The organism is Rania fehmarnensis (assembly GCF_056494185.1).
Genome location: NZ_CM151398.1, coordinates 1,068,128 through 1,085,325 on the forward strand (window position 1 = coordinate 1,068,128; position 17,198 = coordinate 1,085,325).

11 protein-coding genes are annotated in these 17,198 nt (G+C 53.5%); 3 read left to right on the forward strand and 8 right to left on the reverse strand.

Annotated features, from left to right (window positions below):
* Window positions 1–1,284: a PHP domain-containing protein gene (locus SH573x_RS03270; protein WP_479352894.1), complete on the reverse strand. Its 1,284-nt coding sequence runs from the start codon at window positions 1,282–1,284 to the stop codon at window positions 1–3.
* 464 nt (window positions 1,285–1,748) lie between these two features.
* Between SH573x_RS03270 and SH573x_RS03275 the strand changes: the two genes are divergently transcribed.
* On the forward strand, window positions 1,749–6,383 hold the full coding sequence (locus SH573x_RS03275; RefSeq protein ID WP_479352895.1) for a protein kinase domain-containing protein: 4,635 nt from the start codon (window positions 1,749–1,751) through the stop codon (window positions 6,381–6,383).
* 17 nt (window positions 6,384–6,400) lie between these two features.
* Here SH573x_RS03275 and SH573x_RS03280 read toward each other — a convergent pair whose 3' ends face one another.
* Together SH573x_RS03280 and SH573x_RS03285 are read right to left on the reverse strand one after the other, a co-directional pair.
* Window positions 6,401–6,934, reverse strand: a complete 534-nt coding sequence (locus SH573x_RS03280; RefSeq protein WP_479352897.1) for a hypothetical protein — start codon at window positions 6,932–6,934, stop codon at window positions 6,401–6,403.
* A gap of 104 nt (window positions 6,935–7,038) precedes the next feature.
* Complete coding sequence (locus SH573x_RS03285; RefSeq protein WP_479352899.1) at window positions 7,039–7,320, reverse strand: hypothetical protein; 282 nt, start codon at window positions 7,318–7,320, stop codon at window positions 7,039–7,041.
* Between the two features lie 86 nt (window positions 7,321–7,406).
* On the opposite strand from SH573x_RS03285, the gene SH573x_RS03290 reads away from it, so the two are divergent.
* Window positions 7,407–8,285, forward strand: coding sequence for an Fpg/Nei family DNA glycosylase (locus SH573x_RS03290; RefSeq protein ID WP_479352900.1), 879 nt, complete (start codon window positions 7,407–7,409; stop codon window positions 8,283–8,285).
* A gap of 31 nt (window positions 8,286–8,316) precedes the next feature.
* On the opposite strand, the gene SH573x_RS03295 is transcribed toward SH573x_RS03290, so the two are convergent.
* The 5 genes from SH573x_RS03295 to SH573x_RS03315 all read right to left on the reverse strand — a co-directional run bounded on the left by SH573x_RS03295 (window position 8,317) and on the right by SH573x_RS03315 (window position 15,772).
* Window positions 8,317–8,907 carry an ankyrin repeat domain-containing protein gene (locus SH573x_RS03295; protein WP_479352902.1) on the reverse strand — a complete coding sequence of 197 codons (591 nt, stop codon included), beginning with the start codon at window positions 8,905–8,907 and terminating at the stop codon, window positions 8,317–8,319.
* 7 nt (window positions 8,908–8,914) lie between these two features.
* Complete coding sequence (locus SH573x_RS03300) at window positions 8,915–9,367, reverse strand: DUF6795 domain-containing protein (RefSeq protein WP_479352904.1); 453 nt, start codon at window positions 9,365–9,367, stop codon at window positions 8,915–8,917.
* Window positions 9,368–9,500: 133 nt separating this feature from the next.
* Window positions 9,501–10,547 (reverse strand): DUF1559 family PulG-like putative transporter, encoded by a 1,047-nt coding sequence (locus SH573x_RS03305; RefSeq protein WP_479352905.1) that lies wholly within the window; start codon window positions 10,545–10,547, stop codon window positions 9,501–9,503.
* Between the two features lie 652 nt (window positions 10,548–11,199).
* Window positions 11,200–12,585: a DUF1501 domain-containing protein gene (locus SH573x_RS03310; protein WP_479352906.1), complete on the reverse strand. Its 1,386-nt coding sequence runs from the start codon at window positions 12,583–12,585 to the stop codon at window positions 11,200–11,202.
* A 13-nt stretch (window positions 12,586–12,598) separates the two neighbouring features.
* Complete coding sequence (locus tag SH573x_RS03315) at window positions 12,599–15,772, reverse strand: PSD1 and planctomycete cytochrome C domain-containing protein (protein ID WP_479352907.1); 3,174 nt, start codon at window positions 15,770–15,772, stop codon at window positions 12,599–12,601.
* Between the two features lie 166 nt (window positions 15,773–15,938).
* Here SH573x_RS03315 and SH573x_RS03320 point away from each other — a divergent pair, with 166 nt between their 5' ends.
* Window positions 15,939–17,105: a mandelate racemase/muconate lactonizing enzyme family protein gene (locus tag SH573x_RS03320; protein WP_479352908.1), complete on the forward strand. Its 1,167-nt coding sequence runs from the start codon at window positions 15,939–15,941 to the stop codon at window positions 17,103–17,105.
* Window positions 17,106–17,198: the final 93 nt, after the last annotated feature.

Below are 17,198 nucleotides of genomic sequence, written 5' to 3' on the forward strand. Positions count from 1 at the left end.
TTACAACGGCGAGGCTCGCCAACCCACTGGTTGGGTCCACGCTTGTTGTTTTTGTTTTTCAAGCGATGGGTCGAGATGATCTAGACTGCTGGTCACAATAGCACGGACGTAGTAGATATCACTGGGCAATGCAAAGGATGGTTGCAAGCCACCGACGGTCGCTGCGACCATTGCCTGAGGTAAGGTGGGTGGGGCAGCGGAGCCGGAATCTGTGCCGATTTGAGTCTTTGGCAGCACGACGAACTGTGTTTCGTAGGTGGCATCGGGTTGTGGAACGATCGTCAACTTCAGCACCCTCGCTTGCGAATCGAATTGGAAATCATCCAAGACCACCCCGCTGGATGCATAAAAGTCACCGGCCTTCATTGCCCTGATCAGATGCTCGGGAGTCAGATAGCGACTGCGCACCATGACCCAGCCGCGACCCGGCCGAGCGCCGCCAGGCTGATGATAGTTGTGACTGTCATCGGTGCTAATGCCGTAGATCGGATCGGCCTCCAGTTGGACAAGTCGCATGGCATTGATCATGTCCCACATGGCCTCGATCGACGGATTCTGTTCGTCGCCCAGCTGATTTACACCGGGATGTCCGTTGTAAACCTCGAAAAAGCGTTCTTCGATCGTCTTTGCCAGATCGGCCGCGGTTACACCGTAGCCAAAATTCGGATGATTCAGATGCGGTAAGACTTGTCGGCCGCTGGCCTTCTCGTGTTCCAGAACAAGTCTCAAATTATTCTGCATGGTCTCTTGGACGGTGGGACCACCCACAGGATGAATCACCTCGCTCAAGTTCGTGGCATTCATGTGCACCGGTTTGCCTTCGGATTTGTCACTGATCTCTTCTCCTTCGATCATGATGAACTTGTCCGACTGCTCGACTAGATGCCGGAACTCATCGAGCGGCTTCAGACGCACTTGGCAATCGGCCTCCAGCGGCGAGCCTTGGAGCTCTACCCAGTCGTTTCCAAATTTTTGTTGATAACGAGGTAACACGTCTTCGGTGCTGCGAGCGATGATCGTAGGCAAAGGCATCCAGCGTTGACCACGACTCAATACATTGTGATCCGAGAGAGCTAGAAAATTGTAATCGTGCTCGACATACCAGGCGGCGACCATTTCTGGAAAGTCGTTGCCATCACTCCACAGCGTGTGCGTATGCAAATTGCCCTTCCACCATCGCAGCGGTCGCTCTTTGGGCTCCTCCGACCGCACATGGATGGAGCCAAAAAATACCGCCAACAAAAAACTCGTGACCAGCGTCAGCTGCTGAGCTCGTTGCGGCACGCTAGTTCGGACCCCGGAAAAACGGCCATTTCGTAGTCGGAGTGGACGGCTCATGCGAATTGAAACCTTGCAACAAGGGCGGCGGCGGGGGGAAGGCAGAGGGCGGGACCGTTATTTTCGTTCAATACCAGCCTCAATTCAACCCGTTGCGGCCCGGTCAGGGATCTTCGGGTGCAGCACCACCGAAAAAATCGTCTTGTTTACAGCAAGATTGTACGATCTGAGAAAACGTGACCAGTCAGGGGCCGCACAGGCAAAAAGAAGGCATGAGCAGTGTGGCTGCCAATCTGCAGCCGGTGTCAAAATCAATGGGAGAATCTCGCAGCTTTACGCAACTGCCTGCGAAATTCGTCTATTGTCTATAGAAATATATTTAGACAGCGAGCAGGGCAAGTTTGTTATGCTGCCATAGAGGGGGACACTCGCCTCTTTAGGAACGCTAAGTTGAGGGGTCGGTATACGCTATGAACTCAGACGAATTCAGCTACTTGGATAATCGTGGTGAGGGCAGTGATAGTACGGTCGGTTTCTCTGAAACCGACGTGCCATCGTCGCTAACCCTGCCGGTGCATCGAACGCTTGGAGACTTTGAACTCGGCCCAGAACTTGGCCACGGCGGTATGGGCGTAGTCTATCTGGCCACCGAAAAAGGGCTGGGTCGCAAAGTCGCGCTGAAGGTCTTGCCTGCCATGCACCGTGCTGGTGACATGCAGGTCAAGCGTTTCTTGGTTGAAGCGCGGGCGGCAGCACAACTCAGTCACGATCACATTGTGCCCGTGTATCACATTGGAGAACACGAAGGCATTCACTATTTCACGATGCGCTATATCGAGGGTCAAGATCTAGACAATCTGATTCGCGAAGTGCGTGGCTTCGTTAAAGACTCGGCACTCGCCCGGTCATCGGTGACGAAAGCATCCGAAAAAGCGGTAGACAACGGCACCAAGCCTGATGCGCAAAGATCGGCTGACACTCGCATCGACCTGTCGGGCAATTCGTTTGCCAACAGCATGCAGTCGCACGGTACCCGTTCGGCTCACCGCCTGGCCGTGTCCGTCGCCTTAATTGGACAGGCGGTGGCCGAGGCCCTGCACCATGCTCATGAACATGGCATTGTCCATCGCGACATCAAGCCATCGAACTTGATGCTCGACCACAACCACAAGGTATGGGTGACGGACTTCGGACTAGCACAGTTGCAAGATGCACCGCAGTTAACACAAACTGGCGATATTGTGGGCACGCTGCGCTATATGAGTCCCGAACAAGCGTCAGGGCGCCGTGCGTTTATCGATCATCGTACCGATGTGTACTCGTTGGGGGCCACGCTCTATGAGCTAGCCACACTCGTTCGCGCCCATCCTGGCGATAGTCAACAGGAAGTGCTGCGAGCGATCACCTTCGAACGGCCTACGCCGGTGCGGAGAATCAATGCACGCTTGCCTAAAGATTTTGAGACGATCATTTGCAAGGCAATGGAACGTAATCCCTCGGAGCGTTACCAAACCGCCGCGGAAATGGCCGCCGACCTCCAGCGGTTTATCAACAACGAGACACTCCAGGCTCGCCGACCAGGCCGCATCAAGCGCATACGCGATTGGATGTACGCGCGGCCTCTGGTTTCAGGTACGTTTGCCGCGACAATTGTCACTGTCGCCATCGCCACCGGCCTCACTTCCTGGGCGCTCAATAATTCGCTGATTCTGGAAAAGCAGAATGTTGTCAATCAACAACAAATGCTGAACGTTAGCGAAGGCCTGCGGCGACAAATTTGGGCATCGCTGTGGCGAGAAAGCAATCCAGGATTAGCTTTATGTCAAGCAATTGAAGGTGCCAAACTCGCCCCGGGATTTGAGGGCGAACGCACGTTGTCCTCCATTGCTGATCATTGCTACGAGCTACGAACAGCTCAGCTAAGTGAATACTGGGCTGGAGATTTGAGACTCGGCGAGACTGGTGGCTACGGCATCGTGGTTGATGTAGATGCTGATTTCACTGTTCCACCACAACCTCGCAGCTTGTTCGAGCTTGAAACAGCCAAACCAGTGGCAGAATTGACAAGTGCTACACCGATCACAGATGCTGCTTTCGTTCAAGACGACAAACTTGTGTTGCTGGCGTCTTGTTCGCATCGCGACCATGGCCCATCGCAAACCTATGACCAGCTAAAGTTTGGATTGTTTACAGCTCGCAATACCGCGACTGGAGAGATTGTTAAGTCCCTTTCCAATGCCCGGCCGCTGCGATTGACAGCGACATCTTATTCAAATCACCGTCGCCAAGTAGTGTTACCCACCGAGGGGAACTCTGCCACCATTTACGACATAAACAACTGGTCGGTTGTTTTGAATTTGCCAATCGTTCACAACGCGCCGGTGATTCAAGCCGTATTTAGTCGAGATGGGACTCGTATCGCGACTTGGTCGGCGGATAAAACTGCAATCGTCTGGGATGCTGCCACAGGCGAGGTTTTGGGCAAGATGTCATATGAATGCCAGGATCCCCTGCGAACGCAACTCGGATTCGTGGCACAGTCGAATCAACTGGTAGTGTGGGGTGACCGAGGGACAGATGTTTTTGCAGCCTCAGACTTCGGCTTGCAGTTCCACCGTCCTGAGGTAGAGCTTAGAATCGCCGACAATCGCCAACAGATTTTTCTGAGAGGCCCTGCCGGCAAGTCCATTTCGGTATTGAACACCGATAGCTTCACGGTTTCAGCCATTTGTGAACTGCACAGCAGCGCTCACAGCTTCGAACTGCTCAACGACGATCAAACAGTCGCAGTTCGCTTGGATCAAACTGTCGAACTATACGATTCGAGCGATGGTGTTCGAATGGCCACACTGCGTGGACACGACGACGAAATCGCTAGCATGGCCATCCGAGACTTGCGAGTGGTCACGCTGGGAGCAGATAAGACGTTACGCACCTGGGATATTCATTCCGATCGTGAAAGACGAACATTTGAGACGGTGGCGACACCTGCTGGACGACCGTTGATGACCTTTAGTCCCGACGGTCAGCGAGCTGTTCTGGGAAATGTCTACGGCAGTCAGACATTGGTTCGCCAACTGAGTTCACTCGGAAAAAGTCGAACGCAGGTGCCAGGAATCGCCAGAGTTTCACTGCCCCATGGAAGACTACTGACTACAGAAGACAGCACCGCTACGATTTGGGAAGTTGCCAGCCAACGTCGAATTGCTGACTGCACCATACGCAACCAGGCAATCGATCATGCAATCGCCTCTCCAGATCATTCCTCCTTAGCGTTTCTAACGCGTCGCAGTGAGTTATGGCTGTGGTACCCCGAATCCAATCGGTTGCTGCAGTTGAGTGACTTTGGCCAGTCAGTCAGTTCGGCCAAATTTATGCCGGATAATTCGGCCATTGTCTACGCCTGCAGCGACGGCAGGGTGATCTCTGTGCAGTTGGAGTTGCTGGCTAGAAAACTCATCAAGAACTTTGCCCAGTCGATCAGCGAACTACAAGTTCGTAGCGATGGCCAAGAACTGCTGCTGGTAACCGCCGATAGTCGAGTGCTCATGTGGGACTACCAGGCTTCGCAGATACGTAAGGAATTGGTTAGTCCCGACTCGCACATAACGCATGCTCAGTATGTTGGTATCGATAAGGTGCTAACGCACGGGGGCTATGGTCAGAGTCGTATCTCTTTATGGAATGCAAATGACGGCTCTCTGGTTAGTCAACAAGAGGTGCGCGGGATTCGAAATCTTCATTTGACTGACGAATTGGATCAGGCCTTGATAGCCTCCGATAAAGGGACGCTAATTTGGAACTTTGACACAAACGAATTGAAGTTCATTGACGAGCACGCAGCCCGCGATGTAATGAAGGTAGAGGATAAGATTGTTTTTGTAACAGCTTCGACGATCTATCCAGCTCCTGCCGTGGGCCAATCCCCTCGCCAGGTGCGAGTGTCAACGGTCGCTTGCTGGAATGCGGTTACCCAGCAGGTGGATGAAGTACATCCCCTCGACTTCAGTGGCAATCAGTTGTTAGCGTTGCCTGATGGCAACATATGTGTCACCACTTCGTACTTTGGAGTGGACTTGGTCGACCTGAAAAATCCTCGCCGATTAATGCGGATACCCTCTCAAGCACATCCGCTGCTGCTCGCTGAGTTCATCACTCCAGAAGATTTACTGACTGTTTCTAGTGATGGCTGCGTGAGCCTTCATTCAATTGCGAACGAAACCGTATCCACAATAGGCAGACACGACTATCCGGTGCTCGAAGCTGCCCTGACTCGCGATAAGAAACTTCTGTTAACTTCAGACGTCTCGGGCGTCGTAAGGCAGTGGGATTTGGTGACCAAACAAATGAATCGTGAGCTGGTCAATGATCATCCCGTTCGCCAACTACAAATCAGTCATAGCGATACCCTGGCTCTGGGAATCATGGGCGAGAGCGTTGTAAGAATTTGGGACCTGCGTTCAGGTGTTCCGCGAGATTCGCAGACTGATGCAGGCGTTCGGTCTGCCAGGCTCTCGAAAGACGGCCAACACCTACTGGTGGTCACTGGCAAAGGGGAGGCTGCTCCGCAGAGCATGAGGGCCAACAGTCACGCTGTCGGAGAACATGCCTTCATCGAGAACCTCTCGACTGCGAAACGTCAGTCCATGGCTTTCGCTGGGCAGGGTGTCGTTGGCGAATTTATAGATTCAGATCGACGCGTTGCCATACTGGCCGATAACAGTAGCGTACACGTTTTTGATTCACAAACCTTTAAACAATTGAGCGAAATCTCTGGTACGCCACGAATTCTCCGCTTACTGCACGCAGGTCCAGATAGCTCGACCATTTACACCGCCAGCGTCGGACAAATTGCAGGCTGGTCTGCCATGGATGGTCAACAAACTCTAGAGATTCCGTTAGAGTTATCGGAGTATGAAGCCCGCCAACGCATTGGCAACAGGCTGGCTTCGCACCCTGCTAGCGACTGGTATCTGACGTTCAGTAACAATCGTTTCACTAAGATACCGGTCAAGCCATTCGAGCACGCCCTCAAAATTGCTCCCCAGCAACTAACTGCGGAGCAATCCAGGAAACTACTGAATCGTAAACCAATGGAGGAATGACGCTCGTCAGTTGCGTCCTAACGGAAAATGCGAAAGCACTTTCTAGGTGGACATGGCTGTGGGCATGGCGGACACGCTGGTGGACAAGGTTTCTTGACGATGCGCACACTGTAGCAATGCGAACAGCCTTGCTCGCAGGAACGTTTGCAAGCTTGTTTGACAGCTTCGCATAATGCTTCGCGATAGGTGACACCAGGTCGTTGCACGCGCAGTGGAATACCATCGGGACACTGAATCGTAACTTCCACGATCCAGTTGATGGGTGGAGTGGGACGGGTGGAGAACATCAGTGGGGTTGGAATAATTTGACAGGCGGGCTCCATACAGAACTCGTCACACATCTCTTGCTTGATTTTATAGTAGCCTTCTTGATTTGCCTTGGCTTCTGCACAGGCCAATGCATCGTTGTAGTTTCCAGCCGAACAGCAGAATTCCTTAGGTTGATTCAGAGCGTTATAGGCCCAGATAACTGCGCAAATGTCGGCGCACAATGGTTTAAGGGGTGTTAAGACGAAGGAAGCAAACAAGAGGGCGTAAAGGCAGCGATACATGTTGTCACTCCGGGGCATGAACGTGAAACTCAGTTCTGCAGGTACAGAAAGCCTGAATTTTAGTTATGCCGAGGCTCAACTTCCACTCTTTTTCACTTAGAAGACTAGGTGGAATTAAACCTGGGTGTTTTTCTCCAAGGCAGTAGAACTTCGCTTGGTACCGGGGCACCAGGTCCTTGGTCACCAGGTCCTTGGTCACTCGGTGGTTCAGGCTCGATGTTCAATGAGGTGTTGTCATCAGGCGCACGTTCAGCGTGGATCAGTTCCTCGATCAGATCGATGTAGGCTTGATAGGGATCCTGTGCGGATTCCAAATGCTGACTGAGGTCGTGTTCGGCTTCGCGAATAAATCGCTGGGTCAACGCGTCGAATCGATTCGTAGTCATCCTGTGGACTCCTTTGTAGAATTGAATGGTTGTTACTTGTCAAATAGACAGCCCACCCCAGACACGGTAGGTCGCAAGAAAACTAGATGCCAGAACTGCCGGATGTACTGCTGTATCGAGACGCGCTAGAGCGTTTTGTCGGCCACAAGGCTCTGCGGCAGTTGATCGTACGGAGTCCGTTTCTATTACGCACGTTCGACATTTCCTGCGAGGCGTTAGCCGGTCGTACCGTTCAGGCAGTTTCTCGCTTGGGTAAACGCCTGGTCTTTGAATTCGATGAGCAGCTGATGGTGGTTGTACATCTGATGATTGCTGGTCGATTCCACTGGAAGAAGGCGGGGGCGTTGCCTAAGGGCAAGATCGACCTGGCGGCCATGCAGTTCGAACATGGCACGCTTATGCTCACCGAGGCCAGCAGTCATAAGCGAGCTGGTTTGTGGATAGTGCGCGGGCAGGCGGAGTTGGCTAGCCTGCACACCCCAGGGCTAAATCCATTGGAGTGCAGTTTGGTCGAATTTACCGGCGCGCTACTTAAGAGCAATAATACATTGAAACGCGCACTTACGGATCCGACTCGCTTGGATGGAATCGGCAACGCCTATAGCGATGAGATACTGCACGGTGCGCGGCTTTCTCCTTTGCAACTGACCGGTCGATTAACCGAGGTTCAGTGCGCCGCGCTCCATCGATCAACGCAAACGATACTTAGAGAGTGGATCGCACGCCTTAGAGTTCAAGCAGGCGATAAGTTTCCGGAGAAGGTGACCGCCTTTCGCCCCGAGATGGCCGTGCATGGTCGATTCGGTTTGCCTTGTCCGGTCTGTAGTTCGCCCGTCCAACGCATTCGCTATGCGGACAATGAGTGCAACTACTGCGCTCGCTGTCAAACTCAGGGCAAGCTGTTGGCCGATCGTTCGCTTAGCCGGCTACTGAAAGACGACTGGCCTAAAGCTCTCGAAGAATAATTGCCTGATGGAGGTCGACGGTTAGGCGTAGTTACTTCTTCAGAAATGGAACAGGTCTTAGTTCGATCTCTTTGATCGATTGCAGATAGTCGAGCGTAGCTTTGGCTGCCTCTTGTCCAACTTGGGCATGGAAGTGCAAGCTGAAACCGTGCGGGCCTTTGGCGTCGATCAGGCTTGGCTGCAAGGTGAGGAACGTCTTGACGACTTCCGTTAATCCCAGCATCGTGGCGCAGAAGATATCCAAGCGGGCGCCTTGGCTGAGAAGATATTCAACAATATCGCGCCGCCCCATATGCGATGCGCCACCGAGTGCGGTTTCCCAGTCGCCATCGCCCCAATCGATGCTGGCATTGAGCAGACCTCGCTGACGTTCCAGCAGCATCTTGACTTTGTCCAAGTCTGAGTGTGCATAGATCACAAAGTCTTGGGCCAGGGTGCGATTGACTTGTGGTTTCTTCCACGAGGGTTTGAAGTCGGGTGCCTCGTAATCACGCTCAAAAGGAGCTTCGACAGGACCGGCAGGAGCTTGGGCATCGGACTGCGCATGTGCGGCGCTGGCCGAAGCGCCGGCGAGCGTTGCACCGGTCAGCCATGCAAAGTTGCGGCGCGATAGCGGCTTCATGACAGACTCACTTTGACTTTAGTTCTAGCTTTACGTCGTTACTGCCACTGGTAGAAATGCTGGCCTGAAGATCGGTCGTGCTGGGATGAGCATATTTCAGGGGCAGCAAGTCTTGGGGGATTTTGGCGATCGATGGTTCATCGGGCGAATCGTATCGTGTCTTCTTCTCGATGTAGATACGTTTGGTGACGACGACCTTTTGGGCACCTTCGGCTGCGCCGTCGCCCTCTTTAAAGGTCGTCAATGAAAATCGGCCAGCCTTATCGCTCGTACCTGTGGCCGACACGTTGTGGGCCGTTGAATGAAAGACGACGGTGGCTTCGTCCAGAGGTTTGCCATCCAACAGAACAGTGCCGCTGGTGCGATAGACTTTGGGTCGCTTGGCAGCCCATTCGTCTTCACCGCCGCAACCGACCAGGCATACTAACGCAAGAACAGCCGAACCCGTGGACCACTTCATAGCAACTTCCTGTAACAGACGTAGATACTCGTTGTGCATTCGGTGAGGAGAATATAAGAGCAAAGACCAGCGGTTACCATGGTGGTAAGTCGCTGGTCTCAAATAGCCAACATTCGATCAAGCCAATATGTGGCTAGTCAATCGATGCAACTTCGCCACTGCCTTTGGTACCCAAAGCTCCCCAGACGCCATAAGGACTGAGTCCGCCGAGGTTTTCTGGGAGGCCTTGATTGCCTGCATCGATACTTTCGGAAATAAAGTGCACCGAGCCATCGGCGAAGGCGGCATTGACGCCTCCGGTGTGGCGGCTGCCGGCTGAGTACATGCCACCCAACCAGTGATTGTCGGCTTCCATACAGCTAGGGCTGTTAGGAGGCAGCATGGTATTGAAACGTGTGAAGAGAGCGGCACCGTCTGACCAGCGACCGCCGCGCGTGCCGACGTCACCATTGACCGCTACGATGTATTGACCATTGACAAAGCGGGTACGGCAACTGGCAGGCGTGTCCAGCCGACCGCCGCCGACCGTGGCGGCTCGGCCCAAGGACAGCGGACCTTGAGGTGTTGCGTGTTCAGAAATCGCAATTGTATTGCTGGTGCCGTCGGTAATGCTGCCCATACGAGTATAGGAGTATTCACCGAAGATACCGCGTGGGTTTTTGCAATTGCGTCCATCGCCCAGTTCATCGATCGAGCACATCAAAGTAGCCGCATCACCACCACAAAAGTTGTAATTGGTGATGGCCATATTGGTCAGTGGACGAGTCTGGATGTCAGAGGGACACAATAGGGTCGGTATTTGGTTCGACCAATACGCCGCTCCGCTCCAGGCCGCCGAGTTGGCAGAGGCGAATTGTTGATACAGAGGATCTTGTTCGATATAAGGCAGCAGCGAGACCAAACCGCTAATCCGATATCGGCCGGTCGAGCCAGTTGGGCAAATGCTACTGCTACGGCAGCCCGATCCGCCGTTGGCCGGTGGGAAGCGCTTGTTGGCACTTTCGTAATTGTGGAGGGCTAGGCCGAGTTGCTTGAGATTGTTGCTGCACTGCATGCGGCGAGCTGCCTCACGGGCTGCCTGGACGGCGGGCAGGAGTAAGCCTACCAGAATGCCAATGATGGCAATAACCACTAGTAGCTCCACCAATGTAAAGCCGTGCCGGGATCTCCTGCTGGCCATAAAACGTCTCCAATAACGAAATAGGTTTGTCGGGCTCAGGGCGAATGCCTGAATTGAAGGATAAGAACTGGCGTCATCGTAGTCTCGATGATTGCAGTTCGTCAATCTAATGAACGATTAACCTGCGCGGATTACGCAAATCGTCCGACCGCCCGGGGCACTCCTGCCTGCATTTCCGATTGCTGCTGCGCCCTCTTGCCCAATGCGGTCATCTATATCCGCCCTTTGGTAGCTGCGTCCGTCCCCAAATCCGCTTATGGGACAGACCCCACAAAGGTCAATCCCTGCGATCACCCAACGATTGCTAGCTAACTTGCCCCCAAATACATCTAGCCTGTCCCATAATTCGCCAATGCTAGCATGGTGAGTGCTTCCGGACGGGCTAGGCGCACGCCTAATCGCTGAGGTCTGTCCCAAATCCGCTTATGGGACAGGCCGGACAGGCCCCATAAAAATTGGCGGGGCAGGCAGGCAATGCTATCGAGAAGCGTGATATCAATTGCGCCAATGCTAGCATGGTGAGTGCTTCGGGGCGGGCTTGGGGCACGCCTAATCGCCGAGGTCTGTCCCCAATCCGCTTATGGGACAGACCCCATAGGAATTGGCGAGGCAGTTTTGCAATACTAGCGCGAAGCGGTGAAGTTAATTGCGGCTATGCTAGCAATTCTTTGATGATGTGTGCTTGGGTGACCTCGGCGTCGGTGAGGCTCGTCTCGCGGCCGTCGAAGGGGGCGGTCAGGCGGTGGTGATCGAGACCTAATGCATGCAAAAGCGTGGCATGCAGGTCTCCAACACTGACTACGTCGTCGGTCGCCTTGTATCCAAAGGGATCCGTTGCGCCGTGGACTGCGCCCGCCTTAAAGCCGCCACCGGCGATCCACAACGAGAAGGCATGACGGTTGTGGTCTCGTCCGTCGGTGCCTTGGGAAATAGGCAGGCGCCCAAATTCGCCCGTCCAAATGACAATGGTCGATTCCAATAAACCACGCCGCTTCAAATCCTTCACCAGCGCCGCGCTCGGTTGGTCCGTGCGAGCACACAAGCCTTTTAGGCTCTCGGCGTTCTTGCTGTGCGTGTCCCAGGGCTGGCCGTTCAGGTAAACGCCCACAAATCGAACTCCATGTTCAATTAACTTTCTAGCGGTCAAACATCTGGCCCCGTATTCGCCGATCGCGGGATTGTCCAAGCCGTATAACGCTTGGGTCTCCGCAGTTTCATTCGATAAGTCCATCAAGCTGGGCACAGCCGTCTGCATGCGTGCTGCCGTTTCAAAGTTGGCAATTCGCGCCGTCAGCTCGCTGTTCTCAGGGTAACGCTCGGCCTGCAAGCGATTCAGCTTCTCTAAGTATCGCAGCTGATTGCGTCGATGCTCCACCGTGACGCCCGCAGGACTCTGCAGATTTAATACCGGTGAATCACCTGAACGAAAGACTGTCCCTTGATAAACCGCTGGCAGCCAACCAGAACTCCAATTCTTCTCGCCGTCGATCGGCAATCCGCCGGGATCGGATAGCACGACAAACGCTGGCAAATCCTGGTTCTCCGTTCCCAATGCATACGTTACCCATGACCCCAACGAAGGCATGCCCGCGAACAATCGCCCCGAATGCATCATTCGGAGCGCCGCTTCGTGATCCACCGAACCGGTTGTCATCGATCGGATAAGCAGTAAGTCGTCGGCAATCGAAGCCGTGTGAGGCAACAGCTCACAAAGCTCCAGACCCGACTGGCCACACTTGCGAAATGCGTAGGGCGATCCGAGTACATTACCTTTCTGTTTATCGAAATGCGTTTCCAATTCACCAGCCGGATATGCTTGGCCATGCCACTTGTTCAATTCCGGTTTGGGATCAAACAGGTCCATTTGACTGGGGCCACCATTTTGAAATAGGCATATGACTGACTTGGCCCGAGCTTGATCGGCCAGTTCCATAGCCCGCTCGGCAGCTCGACACTGCTGGTCGCGCTTCGTCAACCATGCGAGTGCCAATAGGCCTACATAGCCTGAGTGATGTCCCAAGAACGTTCGTCGATCCATGTGCGCTGACCGCCTACTCTAGATAGAGAAAGTTATTGCTTGCCAAAAGCAATTGACAAAAGTCGGCTAATCCTAATAGTTCCGCTTCCTCTGTCTGACCGTACAGAGTTTGCTGCTGCCCGATGAACTCGACGGCATCGGTTATTTCCGCTTGGCTACCCTGGCGACCCGTCGCGATGCGAAATGCCACGTCAACTGCGGCTTGCGAATCGGTTCCCACTGCTCGTCTGCATCGCTGTGCCAATTGCCGGCCACGCCGGACCGCAAATTCTGAATTCAACAGGCTAAGTGATTGTAGTGGCATGGTTGTTACCGGTCGTCGTGTACAGTTAACCACGATCGTCGGCGCATCAAACACGCTCAGCATGCTCAAGCCTTGCGAGCGACGGTGCTGCAAGTAAATCGACCTGCGAGCTGATCCCAATTCGCCTTCGGGCACCATCACTTCGGCTGTGCCCGTACGCTGAGTTGGCACATAGGGTCCCTCCATCGATAACTCAATCTCTCCACTAACTGCTAGGTGCGAATCGCGAATCGCTTCGGCGTCCAAGCGTCGCATGGGATATCGCCACATCAACTGATTCTGCGGATCAAGGCGCAGGCCAAGTTCGTTACTCAAGCTCGATTGGCGAAAAACTGTCGAGGTTAAAATCAAGCGATGTAGAGGTTTGAAATTCCATTCATGATCAATCAACTCCGCGGCCAGCCAATCTAGCAGTTCGCGATTGGCTGGTTCAGCACCACTCATGCCAAGATTCTCCGACGTGCTGACCAGTCCCGTGCCGAAATAATGTTGCCAAAGCCGGTTTACTTGGACACGCGCCATCAGATGACTGGCCCGCGAATTGGGACGCGTGACCCAATGCGCCCACGCCAAGCGTCGTCCGCTGGAGGGTATTGCTTCGGGCGGTCGTATCAACAGTGGATTATCCAAATCATCCAGCGCAGAGAGTGGTTGTGGCTCGACTTTGCCGGCTGGTTGCGAGTAATTGCCGCGCGTCAACAAAAACACATCGGGAGGCTCGGGCGTAGAATCGGTGACCCAAGCGATGCGTCCCGGTTTTCTACCGCTGAGCTGAGCAACCTGTTGCCTAGCATGTTCCAAATCGCTCTGCCATTTCTTTAACATCGCTGAGTAAGTCTCATCCGCCGCAGTATTCGCTGGCTGATCGCTGTCGGCATTTGATTTGGCTGGAATTGCAGAAGTTTCGACCGTCACATTGTCCACAATGAAACTTCGGCCGCAGCAGTATTCGAAACCCAGACTACCATCGGGCAGATCGCTTGCGCTTACTTCCAGTGGCTGGCCATCGGGTAAGAAATCCACCAATTGCTCGAGCTGCACGTTCGAATTCTTAAGGCGTGTTAAGCGCACTCCGTAGGAATGCTCCGGGAGATAACCGACTGATCCGATACTACCCAAGTGCTTCGCAGCTTCGCCTGGATAATCCAAATGCACCACGGCGCCGCCGCCGGGATTGCCATCGATCAAGAGGTTTCCACCTTTAGTTTCGCTACTGTTATCGAAGTCATGCAGCGCAATTCCAAAGGCAATTCGCTCGGCAGAAGTTTCTCCTTCGAAGACTCTGTTGGCGATCAAGTCGAAGGTGATCTGAATCCACTGCCCTGGCTCTGACGGAGTCCAATCGAAAACTTGTTTCGTCGACAACCATTTATCTCCGGCAGTTCCGCCTTCAATGATCTGCAATTGTCCATTGGCAATGACGGCCGAAGGCCGAACGATTGATTCGCTGGCTTCGGCATGCTGGAGCAGAGTTACCGCCGTCGTCCCTGCCGGCGCATCGTCACCGGGAATTGTCGAGGTCCAGTGGTTAACTAATTGCGCGGGATCGTCGAACGTATCTTCAAATACAACGAGTTCGGGCCGCCGGTTCTCGTTTATCCATTGCTTGTACTCAGCCTGCACATGTTTCAAATGATCTTGTGCAACTGTCAATTCCGCTTGCCAACGTTGAAACTCTTCTGGCAAGCTGGCTTCGATTACACGTTCATTCGGTTTGATCCAGCGATCTGGATTGTATGCAGGAAAGAGTACGGCTTGAAAGTTATAGAAGTCACGCTGAGATATTGGTTCAAACTTATGGTCATGGCATTTCGCGCACTGAATGGTCAACCCAAGTAGCGAGGAGGCGATGATTTGCTGGCTTGACTCCAAGGCCGTGTAACGATCGATGCGCACTTCATCATCGTTTCCATCGCTCTCGCCGGATCCATCTTGCCCGTTGCGCAAGTAATGCGTGGCCGTCAGACGGTCGATCATCTCAGCGGTAGCTGCCGAGCGATGCATTTCGGGATTGAAATCCGTTAGCTCGTCGCCGGCCAACTGCTCTAGAACGAATTTGTCAAAAGGTTTGTCAACGTTAAGGGAATTCACTACATAGTCGCGATAGCGATAGGCCAGCGGTCGATCGGAATCAGCATTGAAGTAGCCATTGGAGTCTGCATAGCCGGCGGCATCCAACCAATGTTTACCCCAGCGTACACCGTACTGGGGCGAAGCCAAGTACTCATCAATCAAGCGTTCGTACGAATCGGGAGTTGAGTCGGTCGTGAAGCGATCAACTTCTTCGATCGTGGGCGGAAGGCCAGTCAGCGTCAATCGTGTACGGCGCAGTAAACGAGGGCGATCTGTGTCGGCGCCGAGCGTTAAGCCAATTCGTTCCAGTTCACTCTCGATGAGCACATCGATCGGTGTTCTGCACAGTTCGGCTTGTTTGACCTCGGGCAGTTGGTGCGGCTGTAATTTTGTGAAAGCCCAGTGCTCGTCTTTTTCGTGGGCGTCAGCATCCTGTTGATCGACTGGCAATCCCACTGCTCCATGCTCGATCCAGTTGTGGATGATTTTCTTCTCGCTTTCGTTTAGCGGCGCATCGGGTGGCATCTCGTCTTGTTCGATACGTTGCCACAGAAGGCTCTGCTGGACGGATCCAGCGACGACGACCTGGCCCGTTTCACCGCCCTTCCAAATTCGCAGTGGGGTATGGAGTTGAAGATCGGCTTCGCGTTTGGCGACACCATGGCATTTTATGCAATGGCGTTTCAGGAGTTGATGGACATCGCGCGGTAACTCCATGCGTTCGACGGCCTGCAATGGAAGTGCGCATAAAGTCGCCAGGCTGAATAACAGGCTCACTACGCAGTAGGGCAGGGGAGTACGGTTGACCATGGCAGACTTGCGTACGAGATGAAAAAATTAGGTGGGAAGCAAAGGCGGGGAATATAGGCTACCGAAGGCTTGCAGCACGATTAGCCTATTATAATGCGCGGCCACGTTGGGATGCGAGTGAAATCACTTTTGGCCGCTTTATCAATCAATTGGCTGACAAGCATTCATGACCAAGATTACTGGACTTGAGACTTTTGTTATCGGCGACGGTAGTAACGTCGACCCGGACAAGGGCGGTGTAGAACCACTGGCTTGTTTGCGCGTGCATACGGATGCGGGCGTAAGTGGCCTAAGTGAAGTATTTCGCGTTCCTCCGGGCGTTGTCCAAGCGACCGTGGGAGGCGTCGAATCTCATTTCGGGCGTCTGCTGATTGGCCAAGAGTTGTCGCATCCCGAGCGTTTGTGGCAGCGCATGTGGGATGCGATCATGCACACCAATCGTCGCGGTTGGCAGGTTATTATTCTCGGAGCCCTTGATGTGGCGCTGTGGGATATCTATGGTCAGCTTTTGGAGCAGCCAGTGTGGCAATTGCTAGGTGGCATACAGCGTGGGCCATTTCAAACTCACTGTGAATCGGCTCTTGAGGGCGTCGTGCCGTATTGCACGATTGTGTCTGACAGTTGGGGTGGTGAGCCGATGTTCCATCAACAACTGCAGCGGATCGAGAAGCTGGCCGGGCTTGGGTATCGTGCCTTCAAAGTTGAACCGATGATGTCGCGGCCAGCCGACGTGGTCGAGTTGGCACGACGAGCGCGAAAGCTGCTGGGTAATTCAGTGCCTTTGATGGTTGACGTAGGGTATCTCTTGAACGATGTGCCCACTGCCATAGGCATATGTCGCGAATTAGAGGAACTAGACATCTTCTTCTTTGAGACGCCCTTTCCGGTTGATAGTCCTGAGCCGTACTGCAAACTGTCTAACAAAACTTCGGTTCCATTGGCCATGGGTGAGCATGGTGTGACTCGCTGGGAGTTTTTGGATATGCTTGATCGCGGCGGCGTCAGCGTCGTTCAGCCTTACATGACGACTTGTGGTGGACTGACTGAGGCCAAACGCATTGTTGATTTGACGGCTTCGCGTGGCGGTTTGGTTTGTCCGGGTAATTGGTCCACGCAGATCTTGGGTACTGCCACCGTACATTTGGCAGCTTATTCAGCGATTACTCCTTTAATTGAATATGCACCGGCTGAAGTTTACGAATCGCCGCTGCGATTGGAATTGCAGCGAGTGGGCCTGCCGGTCACGGACGGTCAAATCGCATTTCCAACTCAGCCTGGCATTGGATATCGATTGCCCGATGATGTTCTGAAGCACTATCGTTTGAGTTCATGAGTTACGCGGATATGGCTTGATGTGCGGTCGGTTGGTTAGGACTGTGAAGAGTTGGAGTGAGTGATTTTGGAGTGAGAGAGCACCAATTGTAAG

What these genes read in the sequence shown, in the direction of transcription:
- SH573x_RS03275 (WP_479352895.1), top strand. Translation starts at nt 1,749, where the DNA reads ATGAACTCAGACGAATTCAGCTACTTGGATAATCGTGGTGAGGGCAGT.
- SH573x_RS03280 (WP_479352897.1), bottom strand. Translation starts at nt 6,934, where the DNA reads ATGTATCGCTGCCTTTACGCCCTCTTGTTTGCTTCCTTCGTCTTAACA.
- SH573x_RS03285 (WP_479352899.1), bottom strand. Translation starts at nt 7,320, where the DNA reads ATGACTACGAATCGATTCGACGCGTTGACCCAGCGATTTATTCGCGAA.
- SH573x_RS03290 (WP_479352900.1), top strand. Translation starts at nt 7,407, where the DNA reads ATGCCAGAACTGCCGGATGTACTGCTGTATCGAGACGCGCTAGAGCGT.
- SH573x_RS03295 (WP_479352902.1), bottom strand. Translation starts at nt 8,907, where the DNA reads ATGAAGCCGCTATCGCGCCGCAACTTTGCATGGCTGACCGGTGCAACG.
- SH573x_RS03300 (WP_479352904.1), bottom strand. Translation starts at nt 9,367, where the DNA reads ATGAAGTGGTCCACGGGTTCGGCTGTTCTTGCGTTAGTATGCCTGGTC.
- SH573x_RS03305 (WP_479352905.1), bottom strand. Translation starts at nt 10,547, where the DNA reads ATGGCCAGCAGGAGATCCCGGCACGGCTTTACATTGGTGGAGCTACTA.
- SH573x_RS03310 (WP_479352906.1), bottom strand. Translation starts at nt 12,585, where the DNA reads ATGGATCGACGAACGTTCTTGGGACATCACTCAGGCTATGTAGGCCTA.
- SH573x_RS03315 (WP_479352907.1), bottom strand. Translation starts at nt 15,772, where the DNA reads ATGGTCAACCGTACTCCCCTGCCCTACTGCGTAGTGAGCCTGTTATTC.
- SH573x_RS03320 (WP_479352908.1), top strand. Translation starts at nt 15,939, where the DNA reads ATGACCAAGATTACTGGACTTGAGACTTTTGTTATCGGCGACGGTAGT.